Here is a 21533-nt window from a genome sequence, read left to right on the forward strand (position 1 = left end):
ACCTAGCTGGAACTTCACTACCACGCCGCAAAGCGGCAGCGGAGGACTGAAGTGAAAGACACGGAAGCCGGATTTAGCGCAGACGAGATCGACACCAGCAAGCCTCACTCGGCCCGCCTGTACGACTACTTCCTCGAAGGGAACGACAACTACCCCGCTGACTGGGAAGCAGCCGCCAAGATCATCAAGCTATTCCCCAGCGTCAAGGACACGGCACGAACCAACCGAGAGTTCATGCATCGTGCTGCCCGATTCCTCACTAACCGCGGACTTCACCAGTTCCTGGATGTAGGGACGGGCATCCCTACCGAGCCGAACCTCCATCAGATCGTCCAGCAGATCACGCCCAGGGCTCGTGTCGTGTATGCAGACAATGACCCTATCGTCCTTCGACACGCCGAGGCCCTCCTCCAAAGCACCCCAGAAGGACGCACTGCGTATGCAGATGCTGACGTCCGAGAACCCGAAGCCATCCTTTCGTACGCGAAGCAGCACCTGGACTTTGAGCAACCGATAGCCCTGTCGTTGGTTGCGCTGCTGCAGTTCGTGACCGACGACCACGACCCGTACCAAATCGTCCGGACGCTACTGGAGCCCATGGCATCCGGGAGCTACCTCGTCGTTTCCCACGTCACCTGGGAGTTCAACCCTAAGATTTGGGACCGAATCGATGCCATCTATCGCCAGGGAGGGACACCTGTCAAGGCGAGGTCACACAGCGAGGTTCTCAGGTTCTTCGAAGGGCTCGAACTTTGCGACCCCGGTGTCGTTCTTTCCACTCACTGGCACCCTGACTCCGAGATGCAGATTCTCGACGAGCAGCCATTATATGTGGGAGTTGCCCGCAAGGCGTGAAGGTTTGACTACTGTTGCGAGCTTCCTGCGTGACACAGATGCGTTCCGTGGACTGCAATCATCACACCCGCGCAGCAACTCCGATACTGACCTTGAAGTGACATCGGTGCGTTGGTGTATTCCAGAGGAAGGCGTTACCGCCCCACAGGTGGACCGCCCTGCTCCTGCGCCAGTTGGCCAACCAACGGTCGGCGTTCTGGCCACCCTCAGACAGAGACACTTGCCGCAGAGAAGGAGTCCGCCGTGCCATATCGGCCGCCTACGCCATCCCTGAACGTTTCATCCGGCTGATGCAGGACCCCACTACGCCCGCGGCCAGTATCGAAAAATACGGCGTGAGATTTCAGGGGAGATTATTGTGCCCGATCACATAAACCACTGGTCGCGACACGAAATCAACAGTGATCAGGAAACGTCCATCGGCGGAGTCGACAAGCACGGCCAGCAACATCCTTCCACCATGACACCGGAAGACAGTCGCTTCGTACGACGTGTTCATGATATACGCCACTTGATAAGTGGCGAATGGACATGGGATGTTCTCGTAACTCTCCACCGCGGGCCGATGCAGTACACAAGCCTCCTTGAGGCTATCCGCGCCCAAGACAGTGATACAGGCTGGCCTGGCAGGAAACACCGTCGCCTTCAGGACAGCCCTCTGAACCGGACGCTGCGACGACTTGAACAGGGAGAACTGATAAGACGTCACCGAGAGCTTGAGTTCCCCTACCATGCCACGTACGAGCTATCCGTCGCCGCAACGGAGTTGCTCGCTGTAATGGCACCATTAGCCACATGGGCCGAGACCCACACTGACCTTGTGGATCGTGCTCGACAGCGGCGGCGTGCTGAGGACGGTACAAGCCGCTGAGGACCGCTGCCGCCGCGTGACTCCGTCGGCTACGGGGCGGAGTCGCCGAGACCCTTCTTGCGGCAAGCGAACCGTTACCTCCTCCGACCGCTTCTTTTCTGACTTGCCGACTGCGGACGTTGGAGCAGGTCGTACAGAGCCGAAGTCTCCTGACTCGGCTGCTCGTCGATCTCAGCGAGCTTGGTGGTGAGAAGCGTGAACGTACGGACGACTGCGTCGTGTCGCCCAAGGTGGCTCTGGAATCGGGCGATGTCGCGGTAGACGGCCTCGTTGTAGGGGTCGAGGGTGCGAACGCGCTCCAGCAGAGCCAGTGCCTGCTCGGGTTCGCCGCGCAGGATTCGTACCAGGGTACTGACGGCATCCAAGACGTCACGGCGGAGGGATTCGCGAGGGCCTTCTAGCCATTCGGCGCTGAGGTCGGCGGCGAGGTCGCCGGAGTAAAGTTCGACGACGCTTTCGACCGCGGCGCGGCGCGACTCATCGTCACTGCTGTGGCGGCTTGTCCGAAGGGCGTCCCTGAGCTGCCATAGGTCGACCGTGATCAGGCTTCGGTCAAGGGCGTAGTGGCCATCGGCATGGATGGTGATGTCGCTATGTGCGTCATGTGTGGCGGTACGGAGCGCTCGGCGCAGTTGACTCAGCGTGGCATGGAAGCTGTTATAGGGACGGTCCTTGGGAGCGCCGGGCCAGATTGCGGTGGTGAGCGACTCGCGTCGGGCTCCGCCTTCGTGCACTGCGAGGTATGCCAGAACTTCCCGCTGTTTTGGAGCTAGCGCGGCGCTGAGGTCAGCATGCTCGTCTCCGTCGTGTTGGTGATGCGTCAGGCGCATTCTGCCCAGGACAGTCAGCCTCAACGGCGGGGCGTCAGTGGACATGTGCCGTTCTGATGGGCGTGCTTCGCTGGTCCCGTGGTCAGCTGTAGGTGTCTCAGAGCGCGGTGGAACCCGGCGATCGTCAGGTACTCCGGCATCAGAACGGCGGGAGCCAGAGGGGGTACCCGGCACCTGTGGATTGGGTGGGGTCCGGACCTGTTCGCCGCGTTCGGCGTTGACGGATGCCGTCGAGTTGGAGACGTCGCCCGGTGGCGGTTCACGGCTGCCTGCGGGTCGCTGTACGAGACGCCGGCGCGGCTTCTTACATGCCGCATTGCACGTACCTGAGCTGTGCTCCGAACCCTTCGGTTCGGGCTCGGGTATGGGAGGGGTTGTCGTCGTGCGGAGGCGTGAGACTGAAGACTGCCTTACCGATTCGGCGTCGCCCAGCAGATCGAGAAGGGCTTGACCATCGCTTACCGGCAGAGTGAACAGTCTGGCAGCAGTGAGTCGGTCGGCGACAGACGCGCTGGCGGCCACGACGGTGCCGTCCTGTCGCACGTGTGCGGTTCCTCCGGGGCGCCAGTGTCCAAGGAGTATTCCGGCCAGGCCGAGAGCGGCTCCGTTGTCCAGAATGGCCTGCAGACGACGTTCCGCATGCACACCAGGCGTGGCCACGAGCACCAGTTCGGCGTGGGGCGTGCTCTCGCGGTCAGCGGCGGTCGTTGGTTCGAGCGCGAGTCGGGTACGGCCGAGGAGTTCGCGCTCCAGCGTATCCAGTGCGGCGTCCAGGTCGTCGACGATCCGCAAGCGTTCCAGGTTTCGCTCGCCGGCGAGGTCTTCCCCGAATAGTCGGCGGGCATCGGCAGCCGGGACAATGATGTCTGCGTGGCCATCGGCGAGCTGAGGGTGTTCGGCGAGCAAGGAGACCAACAGCGCACGGATGGCACCGTAGGCGCCGGGTCCGATCAGGCCGAGACCGTGCGTTCGGGCCAGATTCCAGGCCAGGGCTTGGTTGTTCTTGATGCCGATAACCCGCGTCTCAGCAGGAGGTGTCTGAGACGCAGTGGCGGTTGTGGGGGCGCTGAATTCGTGGCTGGACGCGGTTTCACCTGTGTTGGAGTTGTCGTCGGCGTCTGGGGTGTCTGCCTGGGCACGGGCCGCGAGTAGGGCTCGTACCACAGGGGCAGTGGCCAGATCGCTACGGTCGCCACTGCCAGGCCGGTAGCGGAGTCTGCGTCGTCGCCTCGCAGTGAACACGAGCCCCGCCACGAGAGCTACCAGGCCTGCGCTCACGAAGGCGCTCGTGGGCAGACCTATCCCGGGGTTCGGGTCGTTCTGTGGCGCGTGGGTGTGTGAACCGTCTGAGGGAGCGCTCGGTGCGCGAGTGGGTGTACTCGTGTCCGAGGGGGCTGAGGTGCTCGGGGTCGGGGAGTTGCTCGTGTCTGAAGACGGGGATGGGGACGGCGTCGCGCTGCTGGGCGGCCAGCCCTGGTGCCGGGGCGGGTCGACATGAGGTGGGCGCCTGGGCAAGGAGAGGACCCAGCCAGGGCGGATCAAGTTGGGGTTGGTCAGGGCCTGTCCGTCTGACTGTGTTCGTCCCCGGTTGAGTGCGTAGATCTGCGGCCACCGGGTGCCGTCTCCTAAGGTGCGGTCGGCGATACGCCACAAGCTGTCGTGAATGCCGTCACGAGGGGAGCGTACTTCCGCAGTCTCCATCGGGCTCTGCGGTCGGTGTTCCGGGACATCGGCGCCGAGCACGCTGACCGTCGGCAGCACTGTATCTACCTGGGCTGGTCCATTCCCCGCGACGGCGGCCGGCTGGACCACGCTCGCCACAGCAGAGGTGGTGCCGCCAGCCAGCGGAGGTGCAGTTGGTCGCATGGACAGCAGAGAGACGATGATCGCCCCAACGAGCACCGTTGCTGCCGCCTGGAGGGGATCAGTGTGAGGGCGGACGGATCGAGGTCGGGCACGAACCTCGGCCGCCGCGGCGCGAACGACATCAAGGGTGAACAGCCCCCAGATCGGCCAGAGAGTGCAGGCCAGGGCGTTCAGTAGGAAGTAGACGCTCGTAGGGGCCAGCAGCGTGGCTCGGACGTCGGGCAGGGTGGGGATGTGGCCCGGCAGTGGCCAGCCGACGTAGTGCATCAGCCCCCAGGGGACGCCGGCAAGCAGGCTGGCAAGAGCGATCGCGGCGCCCAGGCCGCGCAGCAACTGACCGGTTCTCCGCAGCAGTCGGGTGCATCGTCGGATCCGTCGCGGGCGGTGAGGGACGGGGCGGCGGGCGACCATCGCTGGGCCTTCTCAGGGTTCGGGTGCGTTGACACCGTGGACGGGATGCGCGGTGCCGGTACCGGTCACGGTGAGGGTGTCCATGCCGAGCACGCTGAGCAGTTGAGTGCGCTGCTGAACGGTGACGGTCACACTCACTGTGTCGGCGGTGACCGTGACGGTGCCGGAGTCGTTGGTGCCGGCGAGGTACTCCTGAGCCCGGGTTCGGGCCCGGTCGGGCACCAGGCGCACGACGCTGTGGTCGCGGTAGGCCGCCAGGTCGAGGGCCTGGGCGCCGGCTCGGGCCGCTTCCTGAGCCTCGCCAAGGGCGCGGACCTTTGCCGCGAGGGCGAGGCCGCCATCCAGGATCAGGCTGGCGAACATCACGACAGCGACGGCGAAGACGACGATGAAGGCGTTCACTTGACCCTCATCGTCGCGGGCCTGGATGCGTAGGCGGGCAGTGATTCCGGCGAGTGGGCTCACGAGCGGTCACCCTCCAGCGGTGTTGGTGATGCCGCGGTGGAGGTCAACGGGCGCGGCGAAGTGTGCGGTGAGCGTGGTGGTGCCGGGCACGTGGATCAGGGCCAGGTCGTGCAGCTCGACGGTGCAGGAGACGGTGGCGCTCGCCGTGGAGCCGGGTTGCAGGGTGCCTCTAATGGCGACGGTGACGGGACGGCAGGTCACTCCCGCTTCGCTCAGTGCCACCTCTGCGGTGGAGCGGGCGTTCGTGGCAGCGGCCGACGGACTACGGCTCACACTCGCGGCGCGGGCCGCTTGGTGCGCCGCGTCCTCGATCTGAAGTCGGGCGCCGGACATCCGCCCTGAATAGTTCAAGAACGCCAGCATCAAGATCAACACGGGGATGCTCAGTACCAGTTCGAGCGTGCCGGATCCGGCATCGCGCATCGGCTCGGTGCGCCCACGGCTGGCTTGTCTGCAGCCTGCTGAGCGTACTTGGGGTGTACGCATGGGCCGTCTCACGGCGCGACCTCAGCCACTGTGCGGAACCGCTCGACCGGGCCGGCTGCGTGGGCCTGAACCGGTAGATGCAGGAAAGGGATAACGCTGCTGGCGGTCCCGGTGATGCGGACGTCGGCGCGTTCGGCGCCGCGAGTGACGTTGACGTGCACCCCGCGCAGCGGGCCGCGGCCGAGCTGGTCGAGTATGCGTTGGGCCTGGTTATGTCCATCCGCGGCGGTACCGTCCTCCACCCGTGTGGCCGCCAGTGCGTGAGCCGTGGTGGCCTGGGCGATGTGGGAAGCATGCCACCAGAGCGTGGCCTGCGCGAGGAGCATCACGAGCGTGAAGAGCGCGGGGATGATGTTGACCATCTCCACGGTGACGGCGCCACGGTCCTCTCGCCATAGTCGCCTCAACAGGTCTGCATCAGCGCAGGGACAAGCCGTGGGATGTCCCCGGCGCTGTCGGGTCGCAGTGAGCGCCATAGAGGTACTCCTACTTGGTTGCGAAGGTGATGTTGCGGGCGGCCGCCAGGATCTGCGGGCCGAACAGCGTGGTCACCGTGATCGCGAGCCCGGCGAGGAAGGCTGTCCAGATGACCTGCTCCGGGGTCACACTCCCCCGGTCGTCGTAGGCGTGGTCTCGCAGCACGTTGGCTGTTCGAACCCAGATCGATGTGAACACAGACACGGCGATTTCCTTTCCTTTCGGCGGTCGGCGGACCCACAGCCCTGTCACAGAGCGGTAGTTATCTGGGTGAGTGCGGGATAAAAGACGAAGAGGATGAAGCCGAAGGCCATGAGCATGCCGGGGAGAGCCATCCGCTCGGTGGCTGCGTTGGCGTCGCCCTCCGCCTCGGCGCTGTTGCGGTGGCGCATGGCCGCGGCTTTGGCCGCCAGCGAGGCGCGGACCTGCGCGCCTTCTGTGCCGGCCAGGGACAAGGCGGCTGCCAGTTCGGCCAGCTCGCTGACTTTCAGTTCGTCGCCGAGTTGTCCGAGTGTCGTCCAGGGGGAAGTGCGGGTGAGGCGGGCGGTGTTCAGCGCGCGCCTGATCTGTTGAAAGGACCAGCCCTGTCCGATGCCGGCCGCGTCAGTGAGAGCGCCGTCCACGCCGGCGCCCCCGGCAAGCAGGATGTGGATCAGGTTCAAGTACGCGCTGAGCGCATGGCGGAAAGCGGTCCTGCGCCGTTCGGCTTCCGCCCGTACCGTCATGTCCGGCAGGAGGAAGCCACCCGCTGCCAGGAGTAGTGCCCCGCCCAGGGGTATGCCCCAGGGGAGGGGACGGCCGCCCAGAGCCAGTGCCAGCTCGACGGCTGCGGGCAGCAGCAGCCCTGTGACACCAAGTGTCGCCTTCTCCGCCAGGTGGGTTTCGGCTGAACGGCCGACGATGGCCAGGTCCTGGCTCAGTTCATGGCCGGGCAGGCCCAGACCGCGCAGCAGGCCGCTGAAGGGGCTGCCGAACCGTGCGGCCCAGCCGCTGTCGCCGGTGGCGAGGATCTGGGGTGGTGCGGGCCTCGACTGCAGGCGGGCGATCAGGGCAGCCAGTGGGGCTCTGGGCGGGAACAGCCATACCGTCAGCGCCCACAGCCCCATACCTGCGCCGGCCGCCAGGAACATCAAGGTGATCACTCAGGCCTCCTCCAGGCGAATGAGTGCGGAGAGGTCCTGCGTGCCGGTGGCGGCTTCAAGGCCTGTGAAGAAGCGGTCGGGCTCCTCGATGCGGGCCATCCGGCGCAGCCAGGCGAATGCGGCCGTGAACAGCGCTCCGATCAGCAGCAGGACCAGTTGCCCGGTCACACTGTCGTACGGGGCCAGAAATTCAGGGTTGAACAGGATCAGGCCGCCGGCGAAGGACAGGGTGGTGATGACCACGACGCGCAGCGTAGTTTGCGTGCGGGCGCGGCTGGCCTCGATGCGTTGGCGCATCTCGACCTGGGCGCGGGCCGTTGCCGCAAGCTCCCCCAGCAGCGGGGCGAGTTGGCGGGCCTGGTGCTCCGAGGCGAGCACCAGTGCAGCGATCACCAGGTCGGCCATCGGATCGGCCAAGTCGTCTGCCAGCCGCCGCAGTGAGGCGGCGAGGCGTTTGCCGCTCGCCAAGCGGACGGCGAGTCCCTGGACCTGCGGCCGAATGGACTGCGGGGCGGTGTGGGCGGTCGCCATGATGGTCTGTTCGAGGCCGGCCGCGGCGGCCAGGGTGTCGCGGAGCATCTCGGTCCACCCGGCGATGCCTTCGATGCGGGCGGTCTCGGTCTTGATGGTCGTACCGCGAAGGGTCCGGGGCAGGGCCCAGGCGGCCATCGCCCCCAGCAGACCTCCGACAATCCAGCCGGTGATCGCCCCTACCAGCACGCCTGTTGCGCCCGCGACAGCCAGCCACTGCCCCAGGTGATCTCGGCGGCGAAGATCTCGCAGGCTGCGTCTGCTCGGCATCGACCGGGCCTCCCGGCCGGGGGCGGCGTACCAGGCTCGTACCAGGAGAAGCAGGCCGGCGCCGATGCCCAGTCCGAGCAGCCCGAGCAGGGGGACGTATGCGTTCACGGCTGCCACCGCCACTGCGCACGCTCTGTCTCGTCGGGGTCGTAGCCCGCAGCAGTCAGGTCCTCCAGGGTCTCGGTGCGCAGTGGCCCTCCTGGGACGGCGCGCCCGTCCGGTCCGGGTTGGAAGACTTCGTTGGAGACGATCTGTTTGTCGTCGGCATCGACGACTTCGCGGATGGAGGACACGACGCGCTTGCCCTGGTCTGCGCGTGGCCTGTCCAGGTGGACCACGAAATCCAGCGCCGAGGCGACCAGGAGGTTGGTGGCTTCCAGCGGCAGTCGTTCGGGGCCCTGGACGGCGTAGGCGGCCAGTTTGGTGAACGCGCCCCGGCTGGTGGAGGCGTGCAAGGTGCCCATGGAGCCGTCGTTGCCCTGGGACATGGCGTTGCACATCGGGATTACCTCGGGTCCGCGGACCTCGCCGACGATGACCCGGTCCGGTGACATCCGCAGCGCCCATCGCACCAGTTCTGCCTGGCTGATCGCGGCCTTGCCCTCGATGTTCGCCTCACGCGCCTGCATGGCAACCACGTCCGGGTGTGCCTCGGTGTCCGCCCCGAGGCCGAGCTCGTAGACGTCCTCGATGGTGATCAGCCGTTCCCACGCGGGGATCTGAGAAGCCAGGGCGCGCAGCATGGTGGTCTTGCCCATCACTGTCCCGCCGGTGACCAGGATGTTCTTCCTCGCACGGACCACGGCGCCGAGGAAGGATTCCAGCCCCGGGTCGATGGTGCCGTTCTCGCGTAGTTCAGCGAGCGTGGCGCGCTGGAACCTGTGCCGGCGGATCGCCAAGGCTGGGCGGGCGGTGACCGCCATCACGGCGAACGCCCGCTCTCCCCCCGGTAGTTGGAAGTTCACTCCGGGGCTGCCCCGGTCGAAGCGGCGCTCTTCCGCCCCGGAGCGTGCCGCCAATTGGCGGATGAGCTGGACCAGGTCGGCGTCCGAGGCCACCACGGGTGGCAGTTGCTTGCGGCGGCCGTCCGCGTAGCGCACGAAGACCCGGCTGCCGTTGACATTGATGTTTTCGATGTGTGGGTCGCTCAGCAGCGGTTCCAGACCGCCCAGCCCAAGCACCTCGTTCACCACGGAGGCGATGACGAACTGCTCGACGTCCGGCGCCACCACGCTCTGGCCGTGGTTGATCATCTCCTGGGCGTGCTCCTCCGCGATGTCCGACAGGATCTTCTGCACCCGTTCCCGGCGCTGTGATTCCGTCATCGGGCCGCGCCCCTCGGATTCGTGGGCGTGGATCTGCTCCGTCAGCCGCGCCGGCAGTTCATGTCGTAAGCGGCGTCGCAGCCACTCCGCGGGTGAACCGATCTCCATGTCAGCGCCGTTGTCCCCGGCTGTGGGCATCCGCCCTGCCGGTTCGTACGGGGGAACGACTCCGCCGTAGGGAAGCGAGACACGTTTTCTTCCCGGCTCGCTCATCGGGATACCCCTTCCCACGACGTGTGCGGACTGCCCTGTCTCTCCGGGTATGGGCTGATGGAGCCTCTCTTCCGGAAGCCCGCTGCCTGCTCCTTTCCTCCGAGTGGAGTCAACGCACGGGAGGCAGCCAACGCCGCGATGCGGGCCAGAGCCCGGCCCAGAGGTGACTGCGTTGATGCAGAGCGCCGTCCGGGCCGACCGCACAACACCGCCGCACCGTGGTGGTCATCCGGAAGCCGGCCGATCACCTCGATGCCCAGCGTCTGAGCGACCTCGCCGGTCCGATAACCGCCGCCGACCAGCACACAGCTGAGAGGCTGCGACCAGCGTGCAACTACATCGAGGCTGGCGACCACATGAGCCAAAGCGTCATCCTGGGAACGGGCCAACAGCAACACCACATCCGCGACGCGAAGAATGCCCAGGGACGCGGAACCCTGGCCGACCTGTCCGCAGTCGGCGACCACCACGGTGCCGGGACGATCCGCAGCACGCCGGAGCACTGCCGCCCCGCCGTCGGTGATCTGTTCCAGCGCTGCGCGCGCCTGCTCCGCCCCAGCCGGGCCGGCCACGACCGGCAGACCGCCGGGCAGACGCTGCGTGTGCTGCCACACCAGCCCAGGCTCCGCACCTCGACGCACCGCAGCCGCCAGACTCACCAGGCCCGGAGAGGTCTCCAGGCGGAAGCGAGCGAGCAGGTCGCCTCCGGCCGCATCGCACTCCACCACTACCGGAAGGTCTCCAGCAGGCCACCGTGCCGCCAGGCCCAGCGCGGCCGTGGTCACACCCGGAGAACCCTTCACACTGCACAGTGCCACCAGCGTCACCGCCTGCCTCCACTCACCATGACGACGCTGATCCGGCCGGTGGGCGCTGCCGCCAGCTGGCGCGCGTCATCCTGGGCCATCTGGAGCGACACCGCCGTAACTTGATCGTCGGCACTGGAGTGGACACCCGTCACCGTCGCGTTCCACGCCGAGGAGCGGGAAGACGTGGAGCCGGTGGATGAGTCGCTCGCCGCGGCGACCACCGTGACGCGACTTCCCGCCTGTAGATCGGGGGGATACTGGCCGGTCTTCAGCCCCACGGCGGCCACCGCCTGCCCCGGCGGAGGAACATGCGCGTCGCCGAGTACATCCCTCGTCAGCAGCGCCCCCGCCGGCAGGGCGTAGGCAACGGCACGTCCCTGAACCTGTGACCGCGAGCGCGCGGGGATCACCGCAAGGCTGCTGTCCACCGAGATACTCACCTCGCGCACGTCCTGCGAGGACAGCTCCTGTCCCACGGCGACAGGGTGAGCCAGGACCAACACAGCTTCGCGGTGACCGAGTTGGATGGCCACCACCACGCCTCCCGTCGCACAACTGAGAACCAGCAGGACGCCGAGCAACAGGTACGGCAGGCTACGGCGCCGCGCCACCCTCCTCACCCGGGCCGGCGCCTGATCATCGCGACGCCCAAGCCACCGACCAGCCGGGGATACACCTCCCCCGGCCTCAAGATCCGATTGTGTGGGCGCACGGGTACCCATCAACGGCCTCCTCCTGGCACAGGACTTCTCAGCGCCGCGCCAAACGACGCGGCGATCGCAATTCAGATACGGGGTTACCTGCCTCCCCCTGAGGTTCAGGAAGGAGGCGTCGGCGTCATCCGCCGTTGTTCAGCGCCTGGCTCTCCTCGACCCGGAAGGCCGCAGTCGAGGTGGTCGTCAGGCCGGGGAAAACGCCGCTCTGACCGGCCCCGGTCCAGGTCGCCGTCCAGTGCACCGTCGCCGACACGGGATACGCGCCGTCCGGCTGCCCAGCCGAGGACAAGCGATAGGTATGACCGCAATCCGGCGAAGCACTCCGAGGACTGCCTGGGGCCGAAGTCCCCGGGCCGGCCGTTCCGTACGGTGTCCCAGGACCGTCGCACGTCACCGAACTGCCGTCGCCCATCGTCCACACCACCGACGTCGGGCGGGCCACAGCTGTGACCGAGACCCCCGGCACCGATGCCGTCGCCGACACCGCCTCCCACTGACTGCGATCGAGCCACAACCAGGTGGGCAGGTCGACCAGTTGGTCACCCGCCGGGTTCGTCTCGATACGCAGCGACGGCAACTGCAACTGATCCCGTGCCGTCTGCGCCAGCTGGCCCGGGGTCGGCTGACGCTCAGCATCTTGCTCCGGCCCGTCCGGAATCCACACAGGGGGCCGGTACAAGGCATCCCGGACACCGCCGGCGGTGCACTTGTACACATACCAAGCACCGGCCTCCCCCGGCTGTGGATCCGCCACCGGCACCGGCACCGTCGAGCCCTGTGCAGTCGAGAAATACGCGGGCACCTGCACCACCACGGCCCCGCCACCCGGCCGGTCACCGTACGCGGCCTGCACCGCCGTCGGCGGGGACTGGTAGCTGCTGCGCCGATAGGAGCAGTCCGCCAGGTTCAGATCCGGGTCCTCGCTCTTGGGCTGTTCCTGACCTCCGCGGCTACTTCCGCTGCCGCCCGAACTGCCGCTGCCCGAGGAAGGTCCGCCAGCGTCGGGCCGAGGTGCGGGGTCATGACCACCTGACCCCGCGCCCAGCTCGCACCCTGGAAGCGGATTCTGGGAGCATTCCGCCGATCCCCATTCGTCCCCAGCCATCGCCACTGCCGCGCCGGCGACCACCACCGCGATGGACAGGCCGAAGGTCACCACCGACCGCTTCAGCATGATCCCAACCCGTCGACTGCGAATCGCGTCACCTTCCACGTGCCGTCGACCTGTTGCTTCACCTCAGCGGTGATAGCACGCCGGCCACCAGGCTTGTCGTCCGCGAGCTTGCCAGTGTCCTTCCGGTATTGCAGCCAGTCCGTCGAGTCTCCGCAGTCCTCGATCATCACGGTGGTCGGACGATCCGGCGGGGCCACCGACGTCACCTTGGGGGAGTTCTTCGGCGCTCCCTTGCTGACGAGCCCGTTGACATGATCCGCGTACAGGACGCGGGACATCACCGACAACGCATCACCGGTGGCATGCGCCGCCAGCTTGGGAGACCTCCAGTCCGCGGTCTTCCCCGCCCGCGCCATGTCTCGCCACATCGCCGCATACGCCGCCTTGGCACGCTTCCGGGCCACCTCCGCCGGGGACGCGGACGACGGCCTCGCGGAGGACGGGCGGCTCGCGACGGCGTCAGGCGTCCCACCACTCTGTGAAGGCGCCACACTCGGCGTATCGGATGCCGTGCAGCTCGCGGCCAGCAACACCGCCGTGGCACCGAAGGCCGCTTCGGCAGCCCGCCATCTGGCATGCGTGTATGCCCTTGCAATCACCACGGTCACATCACCTCGCGAACGGCGCAGATAGAACCACCCGGAATCTGGGCGGACTCCAGACCTACCGTCCGGATTCGTTCCTACTGCAAGGTGCGAACACGAACCAACTTCAAGGTAGGAGCGGCAACTTGACCGACCTTTTACTCTGAAGTACGAGCTGGGCTTTCAAATCCTTATGCCTGCCAGTTCAGCCAGGAGCTGCTGTCAAGCTGCAATAGCGTTCATAGGCTCGGTGAGCACGGCAGTGAGACACCGGCCCCGGGTGTACCTGCGGTTCACCTCCGCTCGAGCGGAGGTGAACCGCGGCCAGAGCGGATCGTGGAGGATGTCGCTATGTCCGCTCCGCGCGAGCGGAGGTGAACCCATCCTCCACTGGCTCAATGACTGCGGGCTGCAGTTCTCTACTGGCTAGGGCGGACTTCAGCGGGCACTGACACAGATCTTAGACAGCGGTAGCGGAGCGTCACTGGAGCCGAATCATCTTGCGGAGGAGTCCGAATCCCGCCCGTCCGTAGAGTTGTCGCTCGATAGCCCGGCTCAACTTTCAGCTGGCGTGTGTTTAAGGGCTGCGGCGGACTTCGTCCACGGACGTGGAGGAGCCGTACGGGTGATGCCCGAGACCCCGCAGAGGCTGCTTGGGGACTGGGAGACTGAGACCATGCAGTTCCTAGGCTGGTCCCGTGCCACGGAGCCGAAAGTGCCATTCGCCCCGCAGGCTCGTCCCAGCCGCGTACCGCGCGGATACGGCGGAAACGCAGGGACGGCGCCAGACATCAGCATGCTGGCCGGCACGCCCCTGTGGCGCACCTCTTTGCACAGCTGACCGCCGAACGAGTGATATCGCTCATGGGCCGCTCGCGGCACCGTCGGGTCTAGGTAAAGCTGTAAACGTCGCACAGCCGTTCCCCCGCTGGTTCTCAGCACACAGTTCCTGGGACGAGACGTGCCCCGTCACTCCGCCGGAACGCTCGGCTCGCTCTCAGGTCCCGAAGGAGCGGCATGTCACCTGTCATCTGTAGCGCGTCGCACCGTGCGGGGGCGCATCGTAGCCGTCCTGGGTACGAAGGCTGCGTGAGCCGTACTGGCCGCCACCTTCGTCATCGCGGACGAGATCCGGCCCACGGCGATGAGCGGGGGGGCGGGGAGCGTCGGCCAACTCGGCAGCGAGAGCGTGACCGGCAGTTCCGCTCCCACCGCTGTCACCGACGTCCGGCGCGATGACGTCAGACCGGCGGCTACACCCACTACATCGAGCCGACGCTACGGAACACCACCCACGACAGGGGCGAAGAGTCTCAGTTCGAGTCTTCGCCCGTTGCCGTGAGCTTCGAGGAGGATCACCCACCATGTGCGGAATCGTTGCGGCGGTCGGCGAGATTGACCTCCCGCTCTGCCGGGAAATGCTGGCCCGGATCGCGCACCGCGGCCCGGACGACACGGGAGAGACGCACCGCAAAGACGTCTGGCTGGGCCACCAGCGACTGTCCATCATGGATCCGCCCGGCGGCCACCAGCCGCTCGTGGGGCCGGACGGCCGTTCCTGCCTCGTTGTCAACGGCGAGATCTACAACCATCTCCACCTCAGGGAGGAACTGGGCCCGGAACGCTTCACGACGGGTTCCGACAGTGAGGCGGCTCTGCAGGTGCTGCTCGTGGACGGTCCCGCCGGACTGACGCGGCTCCGCGGCATGTTCACGCTCGCCCATGTCGACGAAGCCGGCTCGCTCCTTGTCGCCCGTGACGCCCTGGGGGTGAAACCGCTGTACTGGGCGCGCAAGGACGGCTGTGTGCTGTTCGCCAGCGAGTTGCGTGCCTTCGACCCGGCCGACCGTCCGCTGGTGGAGAGCTTCCCGCCGGGATGCTGCTGGAGCCCGCGCGGCGGTCTGGTCCGCTTCGCCGACGCCGTGCCTCCCCGGGTGCGTCCCGCCCGACGCCCTCAGGAGCGCATCGCACCGGACCAGTGGGACGAGACGCTGCTCAAGGCGGTACGCGAGACGATCGTCAGCGCGGTCGAGGACCGGATGATGAGCGACGTGGGCATCGGCGTGTTCCTCTCCGGTGGCCTGGACTCGGCGATCGTCACGGCCGTGGCCGCGGAGTACGCGACGCGTCACGGGCACCGCCGGCCGCTCCCGACGTTCGCGGTCGGTACGCCGGGCAGCCCCGACCTGCTGGCCGCGCGCGTGGTCGCGGAGTATCTCGGCACCGAGCACCACGAGGTGGTGATGACCCCCGAGGACGCGGTGGCGGCTCTGCCGAGAGCGGTGCGGGCGATCGAGCACTTCGACGTGCACCTGGTACGCAGCGCGGTGCCGAACCTGCTGCTCGCCGAGTACGCCTCCCAGCACGTACGGGCCGTACTCACCGGGGAAGGCGCGGACGAGCTGTTCGCCGGTTACCCGGACTGCCACCGCGAGCCGTTCCTGGCCCCCGAGGCCCTTCAGGCCAGGCTGGTGGAGACCGTTCAGGGGCTGCACTGGGAGAACCTGCAACGCTGCGACCGTACGACGATGGCGTACGGCCTTGAGGCCAGGGTTCCGTTCCTCGACCGGGACGTCATCGAACTGGCGCTCTCGATCCCACCGGAACACAAGATGATCGGCCCTGGTGTCGAGGAGAAGAGGCTGCTGCGGGACGCCTTCACCGGCTGGTTGCCGGAGGAGATCCTGCGTCGCGGGAAGCTCCAGTTCGGCCACGGCTCCGGGGCCAAGGACGTCCTCACCGCGGGCCTGACTGCGGCGGGTCCCACCCAGACCGCCATGGGCGACGCCGAGGAGGAGGCGGCCTTCTACGCGCTGTGGCGCGCCGAGTTCCCCGGCGTCGATCCGGTGCGGGCCCTGGGCCGTTCAGCCCCGCGCGCCGAGTGAGGCGACGGCGTTACGGAACGCCCCCCGACAGCGCTCCCAGACTTCTGAGCCCTCCCGCAACGTCAGCAGAAGGGGCCACAGGTCGGCGGAGAAGGCACGGCTGGCCTCGGCCGGAACGAGGGAGGGGAGATTGTCGATGGCGATGACGTCGAGGGGACGGGGATCACTGCACAGCCGCTCCACGGGGCGGACCCAGTCAGTGACATGGTCGTAGACGGGTAGCGCGTTCAGCTCGGAGCCCACGTCGCACGTCACATCGGCGATCACCGACAACCGCCGTTGCTCGTCGTCCAGTTCGGCCTTCGTCAGGAACGGAGGTACAGGCCGGCAGCTGCCGATGGCGTTCACGAGGATGTCGTGCGCGAGGAGTGCGTCACGGTCCAGACAGCGGGTGTCATCACGTCCCCAACGGGTCGGTTCGATACCGGCCGTGCTGAGCGCGTCGCAGGCCCCGCGCCCCGCGCGCCCGTCCGCACCGATCACCACGGCGGTGACGCCGCCGACGCGTCGGCCAGGGGCCAGCCGCCCGCGCAGTTCCTCCTGGGACGAGGGGGTGAGCGGCGCCGTCAGCGCGCACCGGTGCCGGAGAACGGCCAGGGAGGCACCCGCGTAGCCCGCCCAGTAGCCGAAGGCGACGACGCGATGGCCGTCGGCGTCGAGGAGGTGTTCGAGGTCGAGCAGTGTGCCGCCACCGGCCTCGAAGCGCCGCAGCAGCCGCGGCGCTTCCACCTGCCCCTTGTAGGCGTGCCCGAAGAAGATGTGCCGATGGGTCAACTCCGTTGGTTCTTCGGGGAGTTCCTTGAGGCCCAGGACGTAGTCCGTCGCTGGGCAACGGCTGCCCCAGCTGCCCTGCGGTGCGATCGCACAGCCGGCATCCGCGTACGCGTGGTCGGCAAAGGCACGCTGCGGGGACTCCTCGACAGTCACGCGCACCCCTTGTGCGATCAGCTTGCGGGCGTCTTCGGGCACGAGAGCGGCACGTCGCTCGGTCCGCCGGGATTCGTGTCTCATCCAGAGGCGCAGCGTGTCAGGCACCGCATAAGTGTCCGCGACATATGCCCGAATATGCGGTTCGCCGCGCCTGTTCGGCGCCTCCGGGCGTGGGCGGGAGCCGACGTGCAGGTCAGGTGCGGTGTCGCGTCACCGCGCTCCGCAAACCACCCGGAAGTGGAATTGCCAGCCCCAAGACTCTTATGACTTTCTGGAATCACACGGCAACCTTCTGTAGTGGACGGTTGGTGAACGGTGAAGGGGCGACGATGAGCACTGCCCAGGAGGCAGCGACAGGTGACGAGGACTTTGCCCCTCGGATCAGCACGGTCGCGGGGACCGGGGTCGCGGGGTTCAAAGGGGACGATGGGCCTGCTGTTCTAGCAGAGTTGAACTACCTGTACGGGGTCGCGGTGGACGGCAACGCCGTCCTCTACATCTCCGACTACAGCAACCAACGGGTCCGTAAGGTCACCACTGAGGGGGAGATCCGTACGGTCGCGGGCACGGGCATCAAGGGCTCTGGCGGTGACGGCGGCCCAGCCGTAAAGGCGCAGCTGAACGGCCCGCGTGAGGTGGCGGTGGACAGTATGGGTGCCATCTACATCGCTGATGCCGATAACCACCGGATCCGGAAGATCGCCAAAGACGGGAAGATCAGCACGGTCGCCGGCACGGGCACCGCAGGATTCAGCGGTGACGGCGGCCCCGCCACCGACGCCCGGTTGAACTGCCCGTTCGGGGTGGCGGTGGACAGCACCGGCGTCCTCTACGTCGCCGACAACAATAACCGTCGGATCCGGAAGATCGTAAACCAAACGATCAGTACGGTCGCGGGAAACGGGACCGCTGGATCCAAGGGGGACAACGGTCAAGCAGTTTCAGCGCAGCTGAACAACCCTCACGGGGTGGCGGTGGACAGAGCAGGCAACCTCTACATCGCTGATGCCGACAACAACCGGATCCGGAAGGTCACAGTCCACGGAGAAATCAGCACGGTCGCGGGTACGGGCATCAAGGGCTCTGGCGGTGACGGCGGCCCAGCCGTGGAGGCCCAGCTGGACCACCCCGTGGCGGTGGTGGTGGACAGCGATGGCGCCCTCTACATCGCCGAACACAGCGTCCACCGGGTCCGTAAGGTCCTTGACGGGACGATTAGCACGGTCGCCGGCACGGGCACCCAGGCGGACGGTGGTGACGGCGGTCCGGCCGCCGAGGCCCAACTGCATCAGCCGCGCGGCCTCGCTGTGGACTGCGTCGACAACCTCTACATCGCCGACCGGAAAAACAACCGGGTTCGGAAGATTTCGTCGGCGAAGATGGCCGGGCTGCCCGATTCGGGCACGGTGGTCTCCTGGGTCAGCGTCCGTAGCAGGCTGCGGATGGGGGTGCTGCGTGAGTCCACCAAGGACGGCGCGCCGATCCACCAGGCCCTCGCCTCCCCCAGGGCTCACCAGCGGTGGCGGCTGATCGTGACAGCTCAGGACGACGACGGCGACGTCCTGTACAGGATCGAGAACGTGCGCAGCGGCAAGGTCCTGGAGGTCGTCGGAGCAGGGACTGCGGAGGGGGCGGTGGTCGCGCAGCGCGCTTACGAGGGTGCGGAGGCACACCACCAGCAGTGGAGGCTGATTCCGGTGGGCTCCGGGACCGACACCCCGCGGGTGTACGAGATCGCGAATCGGCACAGCGGTCTGCTCCTGCGCGTCGAAACCAACGCCCCCTCGGCGATCAAGCAGCACGGGTCGGGGAGCGACCACCGCGACCGGCAGTGGCAGCTGCTGACCGTGTGACACACGAATGAGGGGTCAGGGGCGAGCGTGCCACCCCTGACCCCTCGCCCCCGGACGGCTACGAGGACTGTTCCGGCTTCTTGGCCTTCACCTCGGGGGCTGTGGGCGGCTCGGCCTTCGGGGGGTCCGGCTTGGGCTTCATGCACTCGTCCTTCGTCGGCATGTCCTTCAGGCTCGTGGGCTTCTTGAGGTCGTCGTCCTTGATCACCGTCTCACTCGACTTCCGCATGCCGGCGGCCGCCGTGGACACCGAGCTGGGATCCCGGGCGTACTCGGCCTGGGCGTCGGCGCCTTCCCGGCTGGTCTGGATGAAGGTACCGAGGAAGCCCAGCACGACCCGCGCTTCGGGTGACTGCTCCTGCACGATCTTCGCCCGGGAGGAAGCCCCGTGAATCGCGCTGGTGAACAGGCTCGTGCTCGTGTCGTCGTACGTGTAGTCGTCGGCGTCCTCGAAGTCGACGTCTGCTCCTGGCTGCGGCTTGTCGCGGTCGGTGGTCACCGAGAAGAGCCGCGCACCCTTGCTCGCGGAGTCAAAGATGTTCTGGAACACCATGGTCGTCACCTCTGTCGTCGTAGTGATGGTGCCGCCTGCCCGGTCATGGCTTCTTGTACAGCGCTCGCCGGCTGTCGGTCAGGCTCTCGCTGTCGAACATCGTGTGGTGGACCTCCAGAGCGGAGACGACCTCGGCCAGCCCCTTCATACGGAATCCACCGTCTGTCAGGCCGATGTCGCCGATGTCGCGGGCGACCCACCGGCTGAGGCCGGGGTAGTCCCCTTGCTGCGGGGGAGACAGGACCGGCACCGGCACCTTGTACTCGACCGCGAGCAACCCGGAAAAGGTCACCGGGATCTCGTACGTGTACTGCTTGTGGGTACGGCGCTGTGTCACGAGGGTCTCCACACGGGAGCCCGCGGGGACCTTGCCGGAGATCTGTGATGTCGAGGCCCAACCGGTGGTCAGAGAGCCGTCGACGGAAGCCGCGACGCCCTGCGCCAGCGAGGCGTCGAGCCCCGCGCTGCCGGAGGCGCTGCCCGTGGTCGTGAACGAGGTCGAGCCTGTCACCGAGCCCGACGCGGTGTTCGTCACCCCGTTGGTCGTTCCCATGTCGACGGCGTTGGCGTTGTCCATCCCGGTGCTTTCCGGGCTGTTCTTGCTGGTCATCGTGTTCGAGCTCTTGCCGGTGATCTCGTTTTTGAGCTGCGCCTGGAGCTGTGCCTGGAGGTTCAGGCCGAGCTGCAGTTGAAGCTGCAGCTGGAGCTGTGCGCTGACGTCGCCGCCGAAGGTGAGCTTGGTGTCTCCCTGGAGCGACCACGTGACTCCGTTCGACACGGTGAAATTGACCGAGTCGGTGAAGTCCATCTCGGACTTCTCGCTGCGGTTGACGTAGGTGCGCGAGGAGAACGTGTCGGGCGGCGGCTGGCTGATGTTGCGCCGCTCCTCGATCAGCGGCTCCCCGAGGTTCATGTAGGCGAGCCACCCCAGGTCGAAAGCCAGGCTGCCCGTGTAGCGGCCGAAGCCCACCTTGTTCAGGGAGAAGCCGACGGGCTTGTGCCGCACACCGTAGTCGTCGACGTGGACCAGACCGGGTTGGTTCAGGATGGACTGTACGGCCTGCTGGATGTTGAGTTCCCGCAGATTCTTCTTGGTCAGCGGTTGACGTTTGGCCTGTTCCAGGTTGTACGCGTTGGAAGGCATTTTCTATCCTCGACTGATCCGGCCGAAACCACGCTCGGTGAAATGGGAACAGAAATCTGCACACGTCCCGACAAGCGAAGCTAGCACGGGCCACATTACTGGAAAAGACCTCGCTTCCATATCACGCTCAATCGAGTGATGAGGGCTCACCACCTGTCCCCGGCGGCTTACTCGACGCCTTTCATGAATTCACGCCAAGGTGTGGTGTGAACTGGCATCTTGCCGGTTTTGTGGTCATTTTCTTCGGTCGTTCATTCGCTTTTCGAGGTCGTCTTGACCACGGGCCATTGACCTTGCAGTTGCGTCACGTGCTTAATCGTTTCCTGAGCGCCCTGTGCGTTGTTCTCCCGTATTTTTCTCCGCTTCAAGAACAGGTGAGGTTTCCGCGATGTACACCCAAGAGCGCACGGCGATGTCGAATTTGGTGGTCGGCGGTCCGGTGGCGGTGAACAGCTACGACAACGCGATCGTGGCAGCGCTGCTGGAAAACCGGCCGGTCATGCTCGTCCACGCCTTCAACGGCGGATACCTGCGGCCCGCCGAACTGGAGAAGACAATCCACGACAAGGGCGTCGAGCTGGCGACCACGCTCGACCCGGACACCAAGGAGGCGCAGGGTCACCTCTGGTACATCACCCCCGGAGGCTTCTTCGGGCAGCGGCCGCTGTACTTCATCGAGAGCGCCGCGGGCCAGGTGACGCCTCCGCCCGCCGGCACGGCGGAAGCCGAGACCGAGGCCGAGGCCGGGCGCGGCGACGACGGCGCACCGAAGCCGCAGCGCAGGCGCGTCACCGTCCACCAGGACGCCCCCAAAGACCCGAACGACGCCGTCCGGGTCGGCCTCCCCGGCGAGGTCGGTGACAAGTGGCGCGGGAAGAACGGCGCGCCCGAGGACACCCAGCTCTGGGTCGTCACGGTGACGCCGTGGGGCGGAATCACTTTCGTACCCATCACCCACCCCGACACCATCCTCGGGTTCCAGGACCACACGGTGACGGCCAAGAGCCAGGCGCGTCTCACCTACAACTGGGGCGGCGACTTCACCGGGACGGTCATCAACACGTTCTACCCGCGGCTGCCCAGCGAGTGGAACGTCCCGTACCACCACATCTTCACGTGACCTGCGGCCACCATCGCGTCCCA

The 21533-nt window shown here is 66.8% G+C and carries 21 protein-coding genes; 6 read left to right on the forward strand and 15 right to left on the reverse strand.

All coding sequences use genetic code 11. From position 1 onward, the window contains the following. Nucleotides 1–51: 51 nt before the first annotated feature. Together AOK01_RS21760 and AOK01_RS46605 are read left to right on the forward strand one after the other, a co-directional pair. Complete coding sequence (locus tag AOK01_RS21760; protein ID WP_079103635.1) at nt 52–855, forward strand: SAM-dependent methyltransferase; 804 nt, start codon at nt 52–54, stop codon at nt 853–855. Nucleotides 856–1420: 565 nt separating this feature from the next. Beyond that, a complete protein-coding gene (locus AOK01_RS46605; protein ID WP_157871411.1) occupies nt 1421–1726 on the forward strand; it encodes a winged helix-turn-helix transcriptional regulator in 306 nt (101 codons plus the stop codon). A 74-nt stretch (nt 1727–1800) separates the two neighbouring features. On the opposite strand, the gene AOK01_RS45220 is transcribed toward AOK01_RS46605, so the two are convergent. After that, nucleotides 1801–2556, reverse strand: a complete 756-nt coding sequence (locus tag AOK01_RS45220) for an AfsR/SARP family transcriptional regulator (RefSeq protein ID WP_245702349.1) — start codon at nt 2554–2556, stop codon at nt 1801–1803. 447 nt (nt 2557–3003) lie between these two features. Here AOK01_RS45220 and AOK01_RS45225 point away from each other — a divergent pair, with 447 nt between their 5' ends. Next, the gene (locus AOK01_RS45225) at nt 3004–3390 is read left to right on the forward strand and encodes a hypothetical protein (protein WP_055514244.1); all 387 of its coding nucleotides are present in this window, start codon (nt 3004–3006) and stop codon (nt 3388–3390) included. 1455 nt (nt 3391–4845) lie between these two features. On the opposite strand, the gene AOK01_RS21775 is transcribed toward AOK01_RS45225, so the two are convergent. The 11 genes from AOK01_RS21775 to AOK01_RS21825 form a co-directional block, all read right to left on the reverse strand. Next, nucleotides 4846–5235: a hypothetical protein gene (locus AOK01_RS21775; RefSeq protein ID WP_055514246.1), complete on the reverse strand. Its 390-nt coding sequence runs from the start codon at nt 5233–5235 to the stop codon at nt 4846–4848. A gap of 69 nt (nt 5236–5304) precedes the next feature. Next, a complete protein-coding gene (locus AOK01_RS21780) occupies nt 5305–5784 on the reverse strand; it encodes a TadE/TadG family type IV pilus assembly protein (RefSeq protein WP_342671055.1) in 480 nt (159 codons plus the stop codon). A gap of 8 nt (nt 5785–5792) precedes the next feature. Continuing rightward, nucleotides 5793–6260: a TadE/TadG family type IV pilus assembly protein gene (locus AOK01_RS21785; protein WP_107099877.1), complete on the reverse strand. Its 468-nt coding sequence runs from the start codon at nt 6258–6260 to the stop codon at nt 5793–5795. Between the two features lie 10 nt (nt 6261–6270). Beyond that, a complete protein-coding gene (locus AOK01_RS21790) occupies nt 6271–6465 on the reverse strand; it encodes a hypothetical protein (RefSeq protein WP_157871415.1) in 195 nt (64 codons plus the stop codon). Between the two features lie 44 nt (nt 6466–6509). Then, entirely contained in the window at nt 6510–7403 is an 894-nt protein-coding gene (locus AOK01_RS21795; protein ID WP_245702351.1) for a type II secretion system F family protein, read from the reverse strand. Beyond that, nucleotides 7404–8312 (reverse strand): type II secretion system F family protein, encoded by a 909-nt coding sequence (locus AOK01_RS21800; RefSeq protein WP_213862129.1) that lies wholly within the window; start codon nt 8310–8312, stop codon nt 7404–7406. It lies immediately after the preceding gene. Continuing rightward, on the reverse strand, nt 8309–9742 hold the full coding sequence (locus tag AOK01_RS21805; protein ID WP_079103638.1) for a TadA family conjugal transfer-associated ATPase: 1434 nt from the start codon (nt 9740–9742) through the stop codon (nt 8309–8311). Before AOK01_RS21805 ends, AOK01_RS21800 begins: the two co-directional genes overlap by 4 nt. Continuing rightward, nucleotides 9739–10569 carry a MinD/ParA family ATP-binding protein gene (locus AOK01_RS43640; RefSeq protein ID WP_157871417.1) on the reverse strand — a complete coding sequence of 277 codons (831 nt, stop codon included), beginning with the start codon at nt 10567–10569 and terminating at the stop codon, nt 9739–9741. The genes AOK01_RS21805 and AOK01_RS43640 overlap by 4 nt, the downstream gene beginning before the upstream one ends. Beyond that, the gene (locus tag AOK01_RS21815; RefSeq protein ID WP_055514254.1) at nt 10566–11162 is read right to left on the reverse strand and encodes an SAF domain-containing protein; all 597 of its coding nucleotides are present in this window, start codon (nt 11160–11162) and stop codon (nt 10566–10568) included. Before AOK01_RS21815 ends, AOK01_RS43640 begins: the two co-directional genes overlap by 4 nt. Nucleotides 11163–11388: 226 nt before the next feature. Then, nucleotides 11389–12441: a hypothetical protein gene (locus tag AOK01_RS45230; protein ID WP_055514256.1), complete on the reverse strand. Its 1053-nt coding sequence runs from the start codon at nt 12439–12441 to the stop codon at nt 11389–11391. Beyond that, entirely contained in the window at nt 12435–12845 is a 411-nt protein-coding gene (locus AOK01_RS21825; RefSeq protein ID WP_198427937.1) for a hypothetical protein, read from the reverse strand. The genes AOK01_RS45230 and AOK01_RS21825 overlap by 7 nt, the downstream gene beginning before the upstream one ends. A gap of 1544 nt (nt 12846–14389) precedes the next feature. On the opposite strand from AOK01_RS21825, the gene asnB reads away from it, so the two are divergent. Next, nucleotides 14390–15910: an asparagine synthase (glutamine-hydrolyzing) gene (gene asnB / locus AOK01_RS21835; protein ID WP_055514260.1), complete on the forward strand. Its 1521-nt coding sequence runs from the start codon at nt 14390–14392 to the stop codon at nt 15908–15910. Here the strand turns inward: asnB and AOK01_RS21840 are convergent. Then, nucleotides 15890–16921 (reverse strand): saccharopine dehydrogenase, encoded by a 1032-nt coding sequence (locus tag AOK01_RS21840; RefSeq protein ID WP_055514330.1) that lies wholly within the window; start codon nt 16919–16921, stop codon nt 15890–15892. The genes asnB and AOK01_RS21840 overlap by 21 nt on opposite strands. Nucleotides 16922–17169: 248 nt before the next feature. On the opposite strand from AOK01_RS21840, the gene AOK01_RS21845 reads away from it, so the two are divergent. After that, nucleotides 17170–18693 carry an NHL domain-containing protein gene (locus AOK01_RS21845; protein ID WP_055514332.1) on the forward strand — a complete coding sequence of 508 codons (1524 nt, stop codon included), beginning with the start codon at nt 17170–17172 and terminating at the stop codon, nt 18691–18693. A 58-nt stretch (nt 18694–18751) separates the two neighbouring features. Here AOK01_RS21845 and AOK01_RS21850 read toward each other — a convergent pair whose 3' ends face one another. After that, a complete protein-coding gene (locus tag AOK01_RS21850; RefSeq protein WP_055514262.1) occupies nt 18752–19246 on the reverse strand; it encodes a hypothetical protein in 495 nt (164 codons plus the stop codon). A gap of 43 nt (nt 19247–19289) precedes the next feature. Further along, nucleotides 19290–20390: a hypothetical protein gene (locus AOK01_RS21855; protein WP_055514264.1), complete on the reverse strand. Its 1101-nt coding sequence runs from the start codon at nt 20388–20390 to the stop codon at nt 19290–19292. 388 nt (nt 20391–20778) lie between these two features. Between AOK01_RS21855 and AOK01_RS21860 the strand changes: the two genes are divergently transcribed. Continuing rightward, nucleotides 20779–21510 (forward strand): hypothetical protein, encoded by a 732-nt coding sequence (locus AOK01_RS21860; protein WP_055514266.1) that lies wholly within the window; start codon nt 20779–20781, stop codon nt 21508–21510. The last annotated feature ends 23 nt before the right edge of the window (nt 21511–21533 follow it).

Origin of the sequence: Streptomyces aurantiacus, from assembly GCF_001418335.1 — a bacterium.
GTDB lineage: Bacteria > Actinomycetota > Actinomycetes > Streptomycetales > Streptomycetaceae > Streptomyces > Streptomyces aurantiacus.

Coding starts and splice junctions, on each gene's coding strand:
- AOK01_RS21780 (WP_342671055.1), bottom strand. CDS start 5,784: ATGCGTACACCCCAAGTACGCTCAGCAGGCTGCAGACAAGCCAGCCGT.
- AOK01_RS45230 (WP_055514256.1), bottom strand. CDS start 12,441: ATGCTGAAGCGGTCGGTGGTGACCTTCGGCCTGTCCATCGCGGTGGTG.
- AOK01_RS21850 (WP_055514262.1), bottom strand. CDS start 19,246: ATGGTGTTCCAGAACATCTTTGACTCCGCGAGCAAGGGTGCGCGGCTC.
- AOK01_RS21785 (WP_107099877.1), bottom strand. CDS start 6,260: ATGGCGCTCACTGCGACCCGACAGCGCCGGGGACATCCCACGGCTTGT.
- AOK01_RS21855 (WP_055514264.1), bottom strand. CDS start 20,390: ATGCCTTCCAACGCGTACAACCTGGAACAGGCCAAACGTCAACCGCTG.
- AOK01_RS21845 (WP_055514332.1), top strand. CDS start 17,170: ATGAGCACTGCCCAGGAGGCAGCGACAGGTGACGAGGACTTTGCCCCT.
- asnB (WP_055514260.1), top strand. CDS start 14,390: ATGTGCGGAATCGTTGCGGCGGTCGGCGAGATTGACCTCCCGCTCTGC.
- AOK01_RS46605 (WP_157871411.1), top strand. CDS start 1,421: ATGCAGTACACAAGCCTCCTTGAGGCTATCCGCGCCCAAGACAGTGAT.
- AOK01_RS45220 (WP_245702349.1), bottom strand. CDS start 2,556: ATGCGCCTGACGCATCACCAACACGACGGAGACGAGCATGCTGACCTC.
- AOK01_RS21860 (WP_055514266.1), top strand. CDS start 20,779: ATGTACACCCAAGAGCGCACGGCGATGTCGAATTTGGTGGTCGGCGGT.
- AOK01_RS21840 (WP_055514330.1), bottom strand. CDS start 16,921: ATGAGACACGAATCCCGGCGGACCGAGCGACGTGCCGCTCTCGTGCCC.
- AOK01_RS21805 (WP_079103638.1), bottom strand. CDS start 9,742: ATGAGCGAGCCGGGAAGAAAACGTGTCTCGCTTCCCTACGGCGGAGTC.